Source organism: Rhodopirellula sp. J20-39 (assembly GCF_057365095.1).
Window position 1 is genome coordinate 7,425,027 of record NZ_CP195123.1, and the last position, 17,104, is coordinate 7,442,130.

Here is a 17,104-nt window from a genome sequence, read left to right on the forward strand (position 1 = left end):
AATTCAGGTTTGTCGGTCGCATCACTTTTCCAATCTCGGGTCAATTCGCAGCTTGCCGGAGCCCGTCCGTAATTGGATCTCGGTGCCGCCGACGGAAAACCGCACGTCGCACTTCAAATCACTCACCAAACCCAACAACGCCTCGTCGCGTGCCTCCAGTTGCACCGTCACCTCAGTCGAATCCTTATCGATCGTCGGCTCATCACCGACCTGAGTCACACCGACCGGCAAACCCAGCATGCTGACGGTTGCTTTGCCTTCAAACGGACGAATCTGTTTGACTGCCCACTGGTACTCAATCTTCTCGCCGCGGCGAACACTTTGTGGCTCGGTTGAAAGAGACAAAAAGGGCTCGGCAACCTCGATGGTGACGACATCCGACGAGACCCTCACACGCTCGGATCCTAATTCCGTATCGCCCCGAACCTTACTGTCCGCCCGTCCGCCTCTCGCCTGGGTCGTGGTCGCCATCACATACAGCGGTGAGCTGCCAATCTTGGCATTCGCTGACGCCGATAGCGTTAGGAAGGCTGACGTCTCGCCCGCCGGAATGATCTCGGCGGGCGATGTACCGACGCCGCGCGGTGCGAATTCGCACTGAATCTCCAGCGGTTCGTCGAACCCTGATTCTCGCAGAATCTTGATCGGGATGGTCATCTCCGATCCACGCATCAGCGGTTGTTTGGGTGCCTGAAGATCCAACGCAAAGCCAGCCGGTTCGCTCACGGCGGCCGCGAATCGGTCAACCCGAATGTTTCGCCACGGATAGTGCGAATAGGACACCCGTTGCAGGTTTTGTTGGTTCACGACAACGAACGGCTCGCCACCGTCCGCTGGCCGCGCGGTCACGTTGATCAGCGATGCATCCAACTCGGCGTCGGCATCCGCCACCAACGTCATCGGCCAAACCGATTCCAGACTGGGCATCCGCGGGGACAGCATCTTGATACCCTCAGGCATCCCCTCAATCCCAAGATCGATCGGTCCCTTGATGTTGCTTCCTTGTGCCGGATAGAGCGACAACCGGACCGTCCAGGTACCGCCACGCGGCACCGACAGCGACGTTTTCCGAGGCCGCTCTGGCTTGTAACCTTCAAACGAAAGCCCCACATGCAGCGTGTTAACCGGCGGTGCAATCTCGATACGGTAAACATGCGTTGGACCACCCACACCACGTGGATCAGCAATCTCAAGCACGTAATCACCGTCATGCTTCGGCGTCCAGATCACCGACGGATCGAACGTCTCAGGAAAGTCACCCTGCCCGCCAAAGATATCGCGTTCGGGACGTTTGGCATCATCAGCCTGAAGCTCCACCGCCCCGGGCTTACCTGATTCGTCGACTCGGCGAAGCTTGATCGACGGATCCACGGGCGACCCCAGTGCACTGGCCCAAACCCGCACCTGCAGCGGCACACCCTTCTGCACCGTGATGCGGAACCGATCGGTCTCATCCGACTTGGCCAGGATGCCGTTAACCGCGATCGGCGTTTTAGGAACTCGCGTTTCGAATTGATCCGGCTCTTCAAGCAAGTTCGGATACGGGCTGGAACGCAGCGACAATGGCAACGTTGCTTCGCCGAAGTACGCGAACGTGCCCGGTGCGTCAGGTGGTGTCACGGTTTGCGACACAGGCCCCAGTGGGTCGCCGAGCAACTCGATATCAAGCGGCACCCCTGCCGGTCCGCCCGGTGGATATGCCGCCAGCGGTCGAAAGTACTGACCGATGTGGATCGCGTAAGCTCTCTCTTCGGGAACAAACATCGAGCGACGCAGAACAACGGTGTAATCACCGTCGACAGGCAACTTCACCGACACCAACGGGTCTTGCCGGTTCAAAGACGAATCATCGTTGATCGCAATCCGCTTTCCTGACGGGTCAAGAACCGTGACCACGGAATCGTAACCATCCGGCACCGGGTTCCAGCGAAGGTCGTTGCCCATCTTGACCATGTCGACCTCAACGGAAAGTCGATCGCCAGCTTTGCCCGCTACGCGGAAACAATCAATGTCATCGGCGGCGCTTCTCGACAGCGTTCCCAACACGGTGACGTTTGGCTCGACCCGCAATGCGGTTTCAACTTGGTCGTTCGTATTGGGCTTTTTCTCGCCCTCTTCGACCACTGGAAACGGACTGACATGAACCGTCCCCATCGAAGAGAGCCCCACCGCGGTCAAAACCCGAAACGGATACTCGCCGGGCTGGCAATCGTCCGAAACCTCCAACCGACAAACCAATCGCTCCTTTTCAGCGTCAAATTCAGTGCCGATGCAGCGGATGCCCGGATGCTGATTGCGATCGCCGTTGTTGTCGTACTCCGGGCCCGTCATCCCTGGTGGATAGAACACCAGTTCGCTGGCCTCGTGGCGCCATCGAGTGATCGTGATCTCGCTGGTCGTTCCCCGACCGACCAGACGTGGTGTCACGCCAGCGATCCAAGGGTCAGCCCATGCGAGACCGCTCGATATCAAACCGCTTGATAAAACGACAAGGACGACAGACGAAAGAATCGTCCTGCTGAAAGTAAGCATGTTGTGTTGGCTCCCGTAAGAAGAATCGTTTCCGTCGCTTAGCTAATCAGCGACTTGACGACCTCGGCATCGCGGATAATTTCGATCGGCCGCGTCCCGAACGCCACCAATTCCTTGTTCGCATCGATGCCCATCTGGTGATAGATCGTGGCCATCAAGTTCTCGAGGGTCACGGCATCGCGAGCGGGTTCGCCGCCCGTCGAGTCGCTGGCCCCATAGGTAAGCCCTTGGTTGAAACCGCCGCCCGCGACCATCATCGAAAAACTGCGTGACCAGTGATCCCGGCCACTCTCTTTGTTGATCTTCGGTGTGCGGCCGAACTCCGTCGTCACCCAAACAATGGTCGAGTCGAGCATCCCGCGACGATCCAGGTCCGTCACCAATCCCGCGATCGCATGATCAAACGGACGCATCTGATCCAGGCACGCTTTTTCCACACCGCTGTGGCAATCCCACGATCCATACTCCAGCGTCACGAACCGCACTCCCGACTCCACCAACCGGCGTGCAATGATCAGCCGCTCGGCGAGTCCCTTCGGATGCAGCCGACCATCGGGACCCTTGATGTCTCCGGTGACTTCGCTGCCATACAGCTTCAACGTTTCGTCGCTCTCACCTTCAAAAGAAAATGCATCTTGGGCATCGGTCGATGTCAAAAGCGAATAGGCCCGAGCGTGGAATTCATCCATCGTGTCAAGCATCACCGGATTCGCCTCAAGGTCCCGGATCCGCTTTTCGACCGTCTCGCGAACCGCCCGCCGACGCCGAAGCTGATCCACCGACATTCCCGACGGCAACGAGAAGTCTCGCACGCGGAAGTTCTTCTTTTCCGTTCCCGGATCGCCGCCGGTTTCGAACGGCCCATGAATACTTGGCAAAAACCCAGTGCCGCCACTGGCCGCGTTCTTGCCCGGGATCGCGATGTAACAAGGCAACTCGCCGACAGCCCCCAGCTCGTGCGACACGATGGATCCCATCTGCGGATAGTCGATCACGGCCGAGGGCGTGTAGCCGGTGAACAGGTTGTAGGTCGCCAGGTTGTGGTCCGGAATCTTTCCAACAACCGATCGCACTACCGTCAACTTGTCGGCGATCGACGCCAGTCTTGGCAAATTGTCGCTGAACACCTCACCGGTGTTCGTCTTCACGACTCCGAAAGACCCGCGATACTCAACAGGCGCCTCCGGCTTCGGATCAAACGACTCGTGATGCGGGAAACCGCCGGGCAGGTTGATCTGGATCACGCTCTTCGCACGCGGCTCGATCTTCTTGCCAGCGCCCACCGTCATCCCCGAGTTCTCCGCCGCCTGCAGACGAAAGAGGTCGGCCATCGAGAGCCCGAACGCACCGAGGGTCCCGGCTTGAAGGATCTGACGACGCGGCATGGTCTGAAAACCAGAACATCCGCGAGCATAGTGATTCGATGAGTTCATGAATTGGATTCCTGCACTTGGAGGTTCCTACGTGGGATGCAAGGCAACTTACTTGGCCACCCAAACCACCACGGACGCGATGACTGCGAGCACGATCGACCCTCAACACTAGGCGACTGGACTGAGTGATCCGTTACCCCGCCCTTCTGCGAAAGTTGAGCCCTGCCAATAGACAATGTCACGTTGACCCTGAAAGATCACGCAATTTCCCTAAAAGACGCCCAAGACAGCAGATCCACCCCCTAAACGGACTAAAAAACCCGCACACCGGGCCGGCTCCCCTGCGAAGATCCAATTCCCCACGGAAGCCCCGCTTTGGATGAACGGCCCCCTCTAAGAGGAAAATAAGGTGTCTGAAGCGAAAACAAGGCCCGCAAGTTCGGGTCGTGTAGCTGCCTGGAAAGCTGCTTCAAAGATCGATTTCGGAGGTCGAAACCGTCCTTTTGCCAGGACGTGGATTCGGTTATCCTGCCACGATGGCACATGCAGCGGTCATCGCGGTGGTGCCCCATTTGTCACCATCGAGCACTTTTGAGGCCCGAAGCCGCCCTCGAAATCGACAAAAACACCGTGAATCACGGCACCTGCCCAGGTGGTGGAATTGGCAGACACAGGGGATTTAAAATCCCCCGGCCGAATACGGCCTTGCGGGTTCGAGTCCCGCCCTGGGTATTTTGAAAGGGAAACCGCTGGCACTCACCAGCAACAAAACCCGTTTCTAGCGGCGTTTCGAATCTCCCACGGTTTCGGCCAGATGCTATCCATCGCCATTCGCAGCGATCGAGCGGGGTGAATTTTGGGGTAATTTTCGTCCCTCGTTCGGCACCCCTCTTTCAATCACCCGGCCCAACGACGATTGCCTCGCCATGGCGACGAGCCTCATCTAGACGGGCCACAGCTCCCGATGCAGCGTGTCGCGTCTTTGCCCGAGGTCCAGCAACTCGAAGTCACGGGTCGCCCCCAGGTCCTGCATCCGCTTCAGCCAAGCGGTCAGCCCCGCCCGCTCGACGCTCTTCTTGAACGTCTCGTGACCCTCCTACCAAGCCCGTCTCGAGCAACCACCAACTCGACTCCCTCGGGGCCATCTCTCTGGCTTGCATTAGGTGAGGCAACAGCTCGGGAAAGAACGGGCAAACCCGTACAGAGACAGACCCAACCAGATGCGTGGACGAGGCTGAATTCCCATCTCCTGGAATTAACTCTGGCTGAAACCCAGGCTTTCGAGCGAATAGAGCTCAAAAGGGCGGGGCTAGAGGGCGGGTGAAGGGTGGGGCTAGTCGTGCGAACCGAGAATAAGTTTGCAGCACGACCAGTACTTACATTTTTCCTATAAAGAAAACCGACATTCCCGACGACTAAACTGTTGCTAGCCGAATCATTTGGCAACAGAATATGAAGGTGTCCCCTGCTTTCTATATTAGACTGTCTTTTCTGTTTTTCCGTTTGCCGTAGTGAGTTCCAAGTGGCTACTACTTAAAATCAAGAATGTTAGTTGAACGTTGGCGGCTATTCGAGCGTCTAACGTAAACTTAGAGTACCAAGTCAAATATTCGTTTTTCATGTCGAGAAAGCTCAGATTGTTGTGACACGATTCACTTTCGAATCTGCCAGCCTCATCGCTGTAGGCACATTTAACATTCACATTTTCACGCCGCCTTGGCTAAAAAAATGTGGTGTGCTCGAGGGCGATCCTCAAAATTTGGAGTTCGCACTTTCGCGACCAGGTTTTCGCATTAGCCTTGGTGAAAACGGGGCCAAGCTTGTCGTTGACCCCCAGCGAATAGAAATTGTTAGTGAGTCACCGGATTTCGACTGTGGATCCCCTGTCGGGAAAATATTGCGGAAACTGGCCGAAACACCATTGGTAGCTGTTGGCGCAAACATTGCGTTTAAAGCAAATTCAGACGAAATACACCCTACCCTACGTTCTCTGCCGGATGAATTGGGCGAATTCAAGAGCAAGCGTCGCTCTGCCTCTATTTCACTTGATGCACCAGACAACAAGAGTATTGCCGTTTCGATTGAACAGACAGAGCGTCTGCTAATAGTAAGCGGCAACCATGAAACACGAAGTTGCGAAAGCGAAGTACTCGCAACTGCAGCAGATGAATTTACATTATCAATCGACACCCTGAAGTCTTTGATTGAAAAGGCTTGGGGAATTGAAATACGTCCGAAGGAATCAGAATAACATGCTCCAATTAACGGACCCTCATCGCATTACCAAGACGTCACATCCTAGCTGTGAACCCAACTCAACCGCCTTCCCTGGCTACACGAGTGAAGGAAACTTCTACGATCCGAATGCTGAAGATCGAATTAAGGCACGTTTAGACGAACTTCGGTCATTACCAGATAATTGGGATAGCTACGATGCTGTTGCGCCAACGGATGAAGTAGTGCAGGCAGTAATCGTTTTCTGCAGAAGATCCATCACTCATCCCAATACCGTTATCAACCCAACTTGTGATGGCGGGCTTCAGCTTGAGTGGCATAACGGGCCCAAACACCTAGAGATTGAGTTCTCGCCAGAGGGACCACCGAGCTTCATCTATTGGGATGGTAATGCCTCCGATGCGACTGAAGGGCAATTAATTTCAATCATGGAGAAGAACGTTATTGCGATTAGGCAGAACGACGAACAGATTTCGGATCTGTTTTCCTGGTTGAAAAATGAGTGATTAGGTGCGAGAACAAGGTTCAGAGCCTAACCCCACTGACCCGCTAATCTGGATTGTTACGACGGAGAATCTCTGGTGTAGAACTGAGAATCGGCCATCGACGGCCTACTACAAGAAGCCGATCTTCTCTGTTTTTCTTGAGTCAGAGTTTAGCGTTCCGGACGCAATTGCATTCGCGGAGTCGAAATGGAATCGAAAGAACTGCGGTATCGTCCGCTTGAAGTATCAGGACATTCTTGATTGTGGTTACCGCGCTGTGTTCAAAGAGCATCTCGGAAACACAGCTCATGTGAACGTATCGCCTAATCCATCTTCCGAACTCGGCAAAAATAAAAAAGCGGTAATGCTCTGCGAACGCTCCGAAGAAGTGGTTCGGTTTGGCTCAATTTATGAAAACGGCGGTGTTGGTAGCAGCTAAACGTATCTGAGCACCTCAATTGTTCCTTGGCAATTTGCCGGAACACGATACCCCTAGAGCATTTGCCACGAAGAAAAGGTAAGCGGACTCTTTCTTGCCATTTTGGATGGCACGGATGGCGGCGTCGGTGGGGAACCCAAAGGGGCAGCGAACGCTTTTCCTAGGGCGTTCAAAACCAGTAGGCCAAGAGTTGCACCGTATTCTCATGGCATCGTCCTGGATCGTTCCAGCCCAGCGAGGACGTTATTGTGCCATTTTGAATGGCAGTGATGGCTGGTCCGCTGACCGCCTTCCGGTGCTTCGGTGGGGAGCTGAAAAGGGTCGCGGACGCCTTTTTTAAATGCAATCATAACCAGTAGGCCAGGAGTTGCGCCGTACTCTCATGGCATCGTCCTGGATCGTTCCAGCCCCTGGACCTCGGCCCTTTGGATTATCCACCGCCTGGATACATGGTGAGTTCTGACAGGATCAAGTGGCTGATTGCATGACTTCATTGTAGAACGATTGTCCCAATCGTTTGGGAGTTGCACGCGACCAGATGAGCCCGCTTGAGCCCGAACGATTGGGGACAATCGTCCTACTCTTGTTGAGGGAGTGGCTGGCTTGGGCACGAAGAGATGCGCGGACTTTTTGATGCCATTTTGAATGGCGGTGATGGCGGGTCCGGTGGATGCTCCTGCGACGCGTCGGTGTTGCTGGTCTCAGTATGCACCAGTTGCACCGACTACGGTTTCTCGACAGCACAGTGCGTTAAGGCCCGATGGGTCTCGGATTCAATAAGGCTGGGTTGCGTCGGTTTCTTCAGTTCGTTGGAAGCGTTTTGCAAACAACATCTTTGCAGCGTTCTGGTTTCACTGCATTGGTGATGAGGATGGATTTCTACTGGCTGCGATCGAAATCGATGAGGCCGATCGGGCTCGCCGATGGGCGGTGTGGCGGGCGTGTGAAAATGTGCTGGTTTTGAGGATGGGGTCGATTGTTTTTATGCGTGCAATTCGCTGGGCCCCAGAATAGGTAGGTGGATCGGGGTGTTGTGGACGATGGCTACCTAGGTCAACGTTCCGTCGCCAGGATCCACCTCCATGCCTTCCACGCCAGCCTTCAATCGACTCGGGGTGAACCTTGGCCTCGTGATCGCTCTTGGATTGCTTGCCGTGCGTGGAACGAGTGAATTGCAAGCCAGTGACCCGGTCTTGGCAAGCAAGGCTTATGCCCAATCGAACCTGGAGAATGACTTCAGCTACCTCGACGAAACCGACGTCGAAAAGTCTTTCCTGGGCGAATCTCTGAAACGCTTGCGGCCGACGGATCGATTGACGATTGATTTGGGCGGCCAGTACCGGATGCGCTTTCATAACGAGAACAACATTCGAGGCCAGCGTTTGGCTGGGCGTAGCGATGACTTCCTGCTGCATCGCACGCGTTTGTTCGCCGACGTGCACTGGGGCGAAAACCTGCGACTGTTTGCCGAAGCCATTGATGCGACCAGCGATGGCAACGAGTTCACATCCGGTGCGACAGAACTGAATCGCTTCGATGCCCAAAACCTCGCCGTCGATGCTCGACTGCTATCCGACGGTGAAGGCAGTGAGTGGTGGGTGCGAGGTGGACGCCAGGAGCTTTACCTGGGTTCGCAACGTTTGGTTTCCAGTCGGCCTTGGCGGAACACGCCGCTGAATCACGACGGTGTGCGAACGTGGTGGCAATGCGACGACGCGCGACTGGACGCCTTTTGGGTTCAACCGCTAAGCCCTTCGCAGCATATTCCGGAGGACCATAACTTTGATTCGCCCGATACCAGCCGGCAGTTCTTTGGTGCCTTCTTCAAACGCAATATCGACAAGGGCCTGAACGAACTGTACTACTTTGGTTTGACCGACAGCGACGCCGTGGTCAGCGACTTCGACGGGAACGACGGCACCTTCAATCTCCATACGATCGGTGGACGCACCAAACGCAGCTACAACGACAACCACATCGAACTGGAAGGCGGCTACCAATTCGGCAGCTACGCAAGTCTTCGTCAATCAGCCGGCTTCTTCACCGGCGGGATTGGTCGAACGCTGGCGAAATCAAGTTTCGCGACCACCGTTTGGTTGTTCTATGACTGGGCATCCGGCGACAACGATCTGAACGATGGAACTCACGGCACGTTCCATCCACTGAACCCGCGTGGCCATTACTACTTGGGTGCCGCCGACCTAACCAACCGCCAGAATTTGCATGATCTCAACTTGCAACTTTCCACGGCGGTGACCGAAAAGATCCAGTTCAATCTGGCATACCACAACTACTGGTTAGCCAGCCGCCGAGATGCGGTCTACTCCATCGGTGGCACACCGATCTATCAAGATCCCAGCGGATCGGCTTCACGGCAGCTAGCCAATGAACTGGACCTGCAGGCTCGATGGACCATCTCGCCCAGAACGCAGTTCATCGGCGGCTACACCTACCTTTGGGCAGGTGACTACTTTGACAGCCCCGTCATTCAAGGCGGACCTGCTGGCATCGCCCCCAACGGTGCGACCGGCGGTGACGGCGAATTCACCTACGTCCAGTTCAACGTGCGGTTCTAGCCCTGACGCGTTGATGATGGTGGGAACGCAGGCGATGCAGACCGCACAGCCGAGCCAAGAAAATCGCTTGACTCGCTTTTGGCCCAGGTGTACTATCGAACCAGTACACCAACACGCACTTGCACTGTGACGCTTTGCCAAGCTGTCGCGAACCGTCAAGGGCATCAACACTCATTAGGCCGCGTTGACGATGTTCTTTCACATCGACCCGTCGAACGGACAACCGATCTACGCGCAAGTCGTGCAGCAGGTCAAGTTTGCCATCGCGGAACAAACGCTTCGCCCCGGACAACTATTGCCCAGCGTCCGGCAACTGAGCCATCAACTAGCATGCAACCCCAACACGATCGCTCGGGCGTTCCAGGAATTGCAAGCCGAAGAGTTGATTGAAACGCTTCGCGGCCGTGGCGTTGCCGTTACCACGACCGCGCCGGCAGCATGCCGTAAGCAGCGGCGGTCGTTCATTGCCGAATCGATACGCGATGTGTTGGCCGAGGCGATGCGAGCGGGAATGGATGCCGACGAGATTCAGAAAGTCGTCGATACCCAATTGCGTCAACTCGCCGGAAAGATCCCGCCCGCCGGTCTACCGCCGGACTAGATGCAAACGTTTCGTTGCAGGCTCGAGCAAACAAAAAGTGGCATAGGCTTCCAGCCTGTGCTTCCTCATTCACAGGCTGGAAGCCTATGCCACCCGTGCCTGCTTAACTCCTGTTCCGCTAGGCAACTTTTCAGATTCCTTCCTTTTCGGCGAGTTCGTTGATATGTCGTCAGTAATCTCCGCTCATCAACTCACGATGCGATTCCGAGGCTGCGAGGCGCTCAACGGAGTCGACTTGGACATCCCGGCAGGACAGGTGTTCGCCATCTTGGGTGAAAATGGTGCCGGCAAAACGACACTGATCCGGATCCTGACCGGCTTCCAGACGCCCACTTCCGGAACCTGCCGCGTGTGCGATCTCGATCCGGTCAAACAAGCCCTGCAGGTACGCCGCCGGGTAGGTTACGTGCCGGACAATCCTTCGCTGTACGACTGGATGCGGGTGGGCGAAATCGGCTGGTTCACGGCATCCTTTTACGACGACGGGTTTCTTCCGACCTACCGCCAACAGGTCGCACACTACAAGATTCCCGAAGACCGCAAGATCAAGCACTTAAGCAAAGGCCAGCGAGCGAAGGTCGCTCTGTCATTGGCGTTGGCTCATGATCCGGCGTTGCTAATCCTGGATGAGCCTACCTCAGGTTTGGATCCGATGGTACGCCGTGAGTTCCTTGAAAGCATGATCGAGCGAGCGGTGGCGGGACGAACCGTGTTCCTTTCCAGCCACCAGATTTCGGAAGTCGAACGCGTCGCCGATCGAGTGGCGATCCTGCACCAAGGACAACTGCGATGCTGCGAGCCGATTGACCAACTCAAAGAGTCAATGACCGAATTGACGCTCAACATCGACGATCCGCTTATCAGCCAACCGCCGCCACCCTCGCCGGCAAGCATCGTTTGCGAGTCGGTCGAGGGACGACAACGTCAGATGATCGTTCGCGATTTTCAGCCTGAGATGATTCCGGTTCTGGCGGCATCTCCCGGGGTCAAGGACGTACACACTCGCCGGATGTCGCTGGAAGAAATCTTCATCGCCTACACGCGAGAAGAAACCGGTGGCTCCGGCGAATCGCCCCCGGCTCATGCGGCCTTGGCAAGTCCGGCCGTATCCGATGAAGCGGGAGCGTTGACATGATTGCAGCGTCGGCTTCGGTTCGCGGATTGCTTTGGAAGGAATACCGGCAAACGATGCCACTGATTTGGATGGTGATCAGTGTCGTCGGCCTGCTCTTTGTGCTCTATCAAATGGGCGGGCAATCGTCACCCACCCGATCGCTACAAGGCATACTGATCCTTGGACTCCCCGCGTTGTTTGCCGTGGGGGCAGGCCCACTGCTGGTTAGCCAGGAGAAAGAATCGCGAACGATGGACTGGTCCGCTTCGCTACCGATCCTGGTCAACCAACTCTTCACGACGAAGTTTGCGGTGGCGTTACTGGGCCTCATCGTGATGTGGTTGCTGACCGGGATCATGATCTTCTCGACCGGGGAGCCCTTTCAGCAAATTTCGCCCGATTGGCTTCCTGGAACTCCGGTCGTCAACTTTTCGTTTTGGTTTGCGCACACGGTCTACCTGTTGGCCAGTGGTATGTTTGCGGCTTGGCGATGCCGAACTGCTTTTGCGGCACTGCTGTTGCTACTGCCGCTGGCGGTATTACCATTCATGGCAGCATCGATCGGGACTTGGCTTTGGCAGCAATTGGGTTTCGGATACGGCTCGCCGCAACGAGTCTTGATGACCACGTTTGCAATCACAATACCGATGATTCCAGCAATGGTCGTGCTGGGGCTGCGATCAGCACATCAACATTTTGAACCAACACAACCAGCACTGGAACTGGGATCCAAGGCTTCACGCATCCAATTGGCTGACTCTCTCGTTTCACCCAACGAAATGTCCTCGCCGAAACCTCTCGACGCCACGCTGGCGTTGGTTTGGCAATCGATCCACGATCAACCGCGATTGCTGTGGATCCTAGGTTCCGGTGCCGTGGCCGCTGCGATTGCCTTACCGCTGCAGATTGTGTTCGAGCTATTTTCATCACAAGACAGCATGCTGTTCATCATCGCCCTGCTCGGGACCATCAGCGCGTCCTGGCTGGGAGTGATGGCATTCGCCGGAGATGGCAGCAGCCTGCGCATGAAGTTTTTGGCTGACCGCGGCGTATCACCGGGACGAGCATGGTTTTCCCGACATGTGATTGGTGTCTCGATCGGCTGCACCGCACTGCTGGTGTTCGCAGCGGTCCAGTTGGCAACAGCCCAGTGGATTTCGCATCAACAAGGATACTATTACGGTGATGCCATGCCGTCATTGGCATTCCTGTGCCTAGTCACCGCGACGGTTTATGCCGTATCCCAGTGGACCAGTCATGTCGCCCGCATTTTGGCGGCAAGCGCGTTTTTGTCACTGCTGCTGTCGATCGTATCGGTCATCTATTTAGCAACCGCCTTTTCAACCATGCGACTGCCGATGGGGATCGTCGTGTTCTGTATCAGCGTTCCTATGATCGCGACTTGGTGGACAATGCGAACGCACATGGAAGGGACACGTCGCTGGCCGTTCTGGGTGGCACACGCGACGGCGGTGATGGCATTTGTCTTAACACCCTTCGCGTGGGCAAAATGGTCTGTCCGCGACTTCCCAGCGATGCCCGCGGAGCAAAAAGAAATCTTATTAACCGAAGCCGCACAACTCGCATCCATGCCGTCCCCCGCTTCCAATCTGATGCTGGTCGAGCGAGCGACTCGCGAATTGACCAACGAGTTCGGACCGATCCAAAAGGTCGACGAGAAACTGAAGATCATGCAGTCGCTTTCGGACGCGCCTGAGTCGTGGATTCAAATGCCAGGTGAGGACGACACCGGTTTGTTCGCCGACGCCGCGATTGTCTGGCAAGCGATCGCAACAACTGAACTGCATCGGCTCAACTACATGGAATCACCCTCCAGCGAAGCCGAAGCGATGCTTTTACAATGGATGGACTGTCTGACACGGATGACTAGGCGACTGCGTATCAGCACCCGGTGGATTGACCAGGAGTATGCCGATCAATTGGAAGTGTATCTCGCTCGCCGCCTAGCTCGGGAAGAAATGTCGGAGTACGCGGAATCAAAATCCGGCAAGGCCGTGCTGGCCATGCTGAGCGATTTTCAGGGCAGACAAGACGCTCGACGCCGCGCGGTTCTGGTGTCTTGGTGGAAATACACACAACACCGTCGCTCATCCCAGGGAAGGCCCGAACTCGGCGGGATCGATACGACGGAATGGTTTGAATGGGTTCCCATGACTCAAAGAGCCTGGGTTCATGACGATGGTGTCGACGCGTTCGTTGCCCTGGCACTTCAACTCATCAGCCAAGGCCAGCAAGGCGAATCAACCTTGCTGACGCGTCAAAAGATGGACTCGCTGCTCAACGGAGCCGAACATCCATTTTCCACATCACCCTATTCAGATCGCTTGCAACCGGGACTGGATCCTAACCAGGTATCGCCAATGATCCACCGATACCTCGTACCTTGCCAACGCTGGTTTGCCCCTTGGGAGAAACAATGATGCGCGTTCATCCACATGACTCAAAAAGGGCTTGGGGCTTCTGGTTGGCTTTGTTGGCACCGCCAGTCATGTTGCTGGCTGTCCTTGTGGTTTCACTAGCGAGATCATACGCCTGCATGCAGCAAACCGAGCAGCGCATTTCGGAATGGTCGGCGCACAATATCCCAACCGACAGCGTGACATTGGCCAAGGCCTACGACGCATCCACCAGCCGAACGCACACCGGAGCATGGAGCGACGTGCTGCTTGCTTCCCGAGCGTTCAACGACGAGGTGGTTCGCCGCACTGCAGACCTAAATCGAATGGAACCCATGCCGCTGCCAGGACAAGAGTGGAGTGAACAGCCGATCGCCGAAGCTCAAGCGAACCGTTGGCAGAGTCTCGACGCAATCCGACAAAGGCTATCTGAGCAAAGTGGCAACGTCTGGATGCCCATCGTTTTTGACGGCGAACGAATTTCCTCCAGTCTGACCGGGACAACGTGGTACCTAACAACACAGGATGCGGAAATGTTCCGGATCGCCTTTTATAGGGGCGATACGGAACAAGCGATCCAAATCTTACAACGCATGGGCGATACGCTTGAGAGACTGGATGGAGCCTGGCATCCACTTGAACAAACCAACATCTTTCAACAGTACCAAACTCAGCTAGCCCTGATTCGACAATCGTTGCGTGCAGACGCGTGGTCTGACGAACAACTCACCGAGCTAACACGCCTCATCTCAAAGCCAATGAACTTGTCTCAGCGATGGAAAAACGGCGTCGAAGCAACACGGGCGATGCGTTTAACCGAGCTAAATAGACATCGTTTCAGCGTTCGTTCATGGCGAGGCGACGAAGCCGATTCCGCCATCTTATCTGCCAAACATTTCAATCGCTGGCTCAACCTACTGGATTCAGTGGCTGAATCTCACCCACCGGAACCATGGCGAAGTGCCCGGTCATTAGCCAAGCCATACGAGCGAGAGATGAGTCCAGATGCGATCGATTGCATTTCCATTCCGATGGCCAGTCATCAAGGGTCTCCCTTTACGAACTCCTTTTGGTTGCCACACATTGGCCAATACTTGGAAGAATGGGTCGAAGTGCGTGATTGGACTTTGACCGCGATTGCCATCAAGCAGTACCAACGCCGAACCGGTAAGTTCCCACAATCACAAGCCGAACTGACTCAGGCAGCCCCGCTGATTGCCGAAAATGCCCTCGAACGAGGTCAACTCTATTACTTCCGGATACTACGCCCCAGCAAAGAACTGGTGCTCTGGCGATACGGAAACAGCAGCGGCAATGGTACCTGGTATTACCATGACAACCGAATGCCAATGGAGAGCGGCGATCACACGAAGATTGATGAAACGAAGGTGATTTTCATTCGTTAGAGCATTTTGATTTTTGTCGTAACCGAACTCGTCAAGAGTTTCGTGACCAGACGTGGAGATCGAAAGTCTTGACGACTTCCGCTACAGCCTACAGCATTCCCCAAAATGCTCTAGGAACGACGGAACGATCAGTAACGCAATGGGTCGTGGAGAGGCAGATTCCCGCCATTCGAGATCGTGTTTGTGCGTGTTCATTGTAGAGCGATTGTCGCAATCGCTTGGGAATTCCACGCAAAAGAACGATCCCGAACGATTGAGGACAATCGTTCTACTCTCCCAAAGAATGTCCCGACCCTTCGTGGCAAACTTCGATTGACCGAATCTTCGATTTTCTGGCCAACGGGGAAGGACTTGCGAGGAATCGTTAGCTCTTTGCCTCGTCCGCTCCGCCAGAAATAGAGTTGCCGATCTTTAGTTTGAATGAGACTCAGCCAACCCAAGGTTTCATATCGGCGCAGCCGTGCTGGAATACATCCCTGCGGCTTCGGGACTCAGCAAGCCAACTCGATTCCACGGTTGCAACTCGCTGCGAAGCCAGTTTTCAAACGACGACATTTCCTCCGGACAGGGAACGCCTTCAAGGGTCGCTTGGAACTTCTGCCGAGCCACCAGCAGCATCCGACGAAACTCAACATCGTCTGCCCCCAAGAACGACGACACGCCAGCCGGATCGTCAGTATGTTCCTGCGAGGTCACTGCCGCGAAATAGAGCATGCACCAAGCACTCCACAGCTGGAAATGGGGTAGCGCCGCGTAGCAGCCTTCGACCAATTGATCGATGAATTTCAGCTCGTCAATCACCGCTTGGGAATATGCCTGCAACCGCTGCTTCCGAAGACCGTCGTCACCCAACATCGCCGCTGCGATGCGTCGTACTCCAAATAAGGTGTGAGCGATTCCCGTGCTGTGCAGTGGGTCGATAAAACCTGCTGTCGATGGAAGTGCCGCCCAATTCGAGCCTGCGGCAACCGTCGTCAATCGCTGCAATCGCCCCGTGACTTGCAGTCCACCGGCGGGACGCACCAACCTCGCACCGGCAAACTGTTCAGCAAGAAACGGATAAGCGTCGAGCTGATCCTCCCAAACACGGCTGGCACCTACTCGCTGACTTTCAGCAACATCGTTCATACGCAGAAGATGCCCACAACTGACCGTTTCATCATCCAATCGCAACTGCCACATCCACCCTTCATCCAAGACATGATGAACGGCCGCAGCGTCACATGCAAAAGGATGCCGACCACGACTAACGCCCTTCTTGTCGAACATTTCGGCAACGCAGCGTACGCCCGCAAAATGTCCAAACACCGCTTGCGACCGGGTCTTCAACACGCCCGCTTGATCGGGAATCCCCAGCGTTCGCAGCACGACACCGGCCGGCCCGGTGGCGTCCACTACAAAACCGGCACACAGTGAAACTGGCGACGAATCGCTTGCCCCCGTTAAACTCCAGCCTTCTGGGTTGGTTGCGAGTTGATAATCCACACCTTCCAACGAAGTGACACCAACTTTATTCGCCAATTGAAACAAAAATTGGTCCACGTCACTGCGCAACCAATGCGTGTCCGAAACCTCATCTGACGCACTGGCGGCGACGATCAATTGGTCACGCGGATCGAACGTCCGACCACGACGATGCCCAAAATAGCTGAACCCACGTTTGAGTCCGCATGTCAGTTCCGGGTGCGATCGTTTCCAAGAACCGTACTTCGTCAACGGCATTAACTCTGGCAGATCGTAGTCCGTCGCGATCCTGGCTAGCGCCGAGTCGGCCAGTGGAGTGGACGATTCGCCAATCGCGAAACGCGGATGTTTGGCTCGATCGACCATCGCGACCGATAAGCCGGACTTCGCCAAGATCGCACTCAGCAAACTACCGCCAAAGCCGGATCCCAACACCAAAACGTCATACGTGTTTTCGGCCAT

The 17,104-nt window shown here is 55.5% G+C and carries 11 protein-coding genes and 1 tRNA gene; 9 read left to right on the forward strand and 3 right to left on the reverse strand.

Going from position 1 to position 17,104, the window contains the following annotated elements; translation table 11 throughout:
• Positions 1-21 precede the first annotated feature (21 nt).
• Both ACR3ZL_RS26875 and ACR3ZL_RS26880 read right to left on the reverse strand, forming a co-directional pair.
• Entirely contained in the window at positions 22-2,532 is a 2,511-nt protein-coding gene (locus ACR3ZL_RS26875; protein WP_473650013.1) for a PPC domain-containing protein, read from the reverse strand.
• Positions 2,533-2,570: 38 nt separating this feature from the next.
• On the reverse strand, positions 2,571-3,965 hold the full coding sequence (locus ACR3ZL_RS26880) for a DUF1501 domain-containing protein (protein WP_473650012.1): 1,395 nt from the start codon (positions 3,963-3,965) through the stop codon (positions 2,571-2,573).
• A 586-nt stretch (positions 3,966-4,551) separates the two neighbouring features.
• On the opposite strand from ACR3ZL_RS26880, the gene ACR3ZL_RS26885 reads away from it, so the two are divergent.
• The 9 genes from ACR3ZL_RS26885 (at position 4,552) to ACR3ZL_RS26925 (ending at position 15,178) form a co-directional block, all read left to right on the forward strand.
• Positions 4,552-4,637: transfer RNA gene (locus tag ACR3ZL_RS26885), tRNA-Leu, on the forward strand.
• A 910-nt stretch (positions 4,638-5,547) separates the two neighbouring features.
• The gene (locus ACR3ZL_RS26890) at positions 5,548-6,156 is read left to right on the forward strand and encodes a hypothetical protein (RefSeq protein ID WP_473650011.1); all 609 of its coding nucleotides are present in this window, start codon (positions 5,548-5,550) and stop codon (positions 6,154-6,156) included.
• Between the two features lies 1 nt (position 6,157).
• On the forward strand, positions 6,158-6,646 hold the full coding sequence (locus tag ACR3ZL_RS26895; protein ID WP_473650010.1) for a hypothetical protein: 489 nt from the start codon (positions 6,158-6,160) through the stop codon (positions 6,644-6,646).
• Positions 6,647-6,863: 217 nt separating this feature from the next.
• Complete coding sequence (locus tag ACR3ZL_RS26900) at positions 6,864-7,064, forward strand: hypothetical protein (protein ID WP_486173107.1); 201 nt, start codon at positions 6,864-6,866, stop codon at positions 7,062-7,064.
• A 1,082-nt stretch (positions 7,065-8,146) separates the two neighbouring features.
• Positions 8,147-9,640, forward strand: a complete 1,494-nt coding sequence (locus ACR3ZL_RS26905) for an alginate export family protein (RefSeq protein ID WP_473650008.1) — start codon at positions 8,147-8,149, stop codon at positions 9,638-9,640.
• A 190-nt stretch (positions 9,641-9,830) separates the two neighbouring features.
• Complete coding sequence (locus tag ACR3ZL_RS26910; protein WP_473650007.1) at positions 9,831-10,241, forward strand: GntR family transcriptional regulator; 411 nt, start codon at positions 9,831-9,833, stop codon at positions 10,239-10,241.
• 163 nt (positions 10,242-10,404) lie between these two features.
• Positions 10,405-11,376, forward strand: a complete 972-nt coding sequence (locus ACR3ZL_RS26915) for an ABC transporter ATP-binding protein (RefSeq protein ID WP_473650006.1) — start codon at positions 10,405-10,407, stop codon at positions 11,374-11,376.
• On the forward strand, positions 11,373-13,796 hold the full coding sequence (locus ACR3ZL_RS26920; protein WP_486173108.1) for a hypothetical protein: 2,424 nt from the start codon (positions 11,373-11,375) through the stop codon (positions 13,794-13,796). The genes ACR3ZL_RS26915 and ACR3ZL_RS26920 overlap by 4 nt, the downstream gene beginning before the upstream one ends.
• Entirely contained in the window at positions 13,793-15,178 is a 1,386-nt protein-coding gene (locus tag ACR3ZL_RS26925; protein WP_486173109.1) for a hypothetical protein, read from the forward strand. The genes ACR3ZL_RS26920 and ACR3ZL_RS26925 overlap by 4 nt, the downstream gene beginning before the upstream one ends.
• A gap of 444 nt (positions 15,179-15,622) precedes the next feature.
• Here the strand turns inward: ACR3ZL_RS26925 and ACR3ZL_RS26930 are convergent, their stop codons facing one another.
• Positions 15,623-17,104, reverse strand: a complete 1,482-nt coding sequence (locus ACR3ZL_RS26930) for an NAD(P)/FAD-dependent oxidoreductase (RefSeq protein ID WP_473650002.1) — start codon at positions 17,102-17,104, stop codon at positions 15,623-15,625.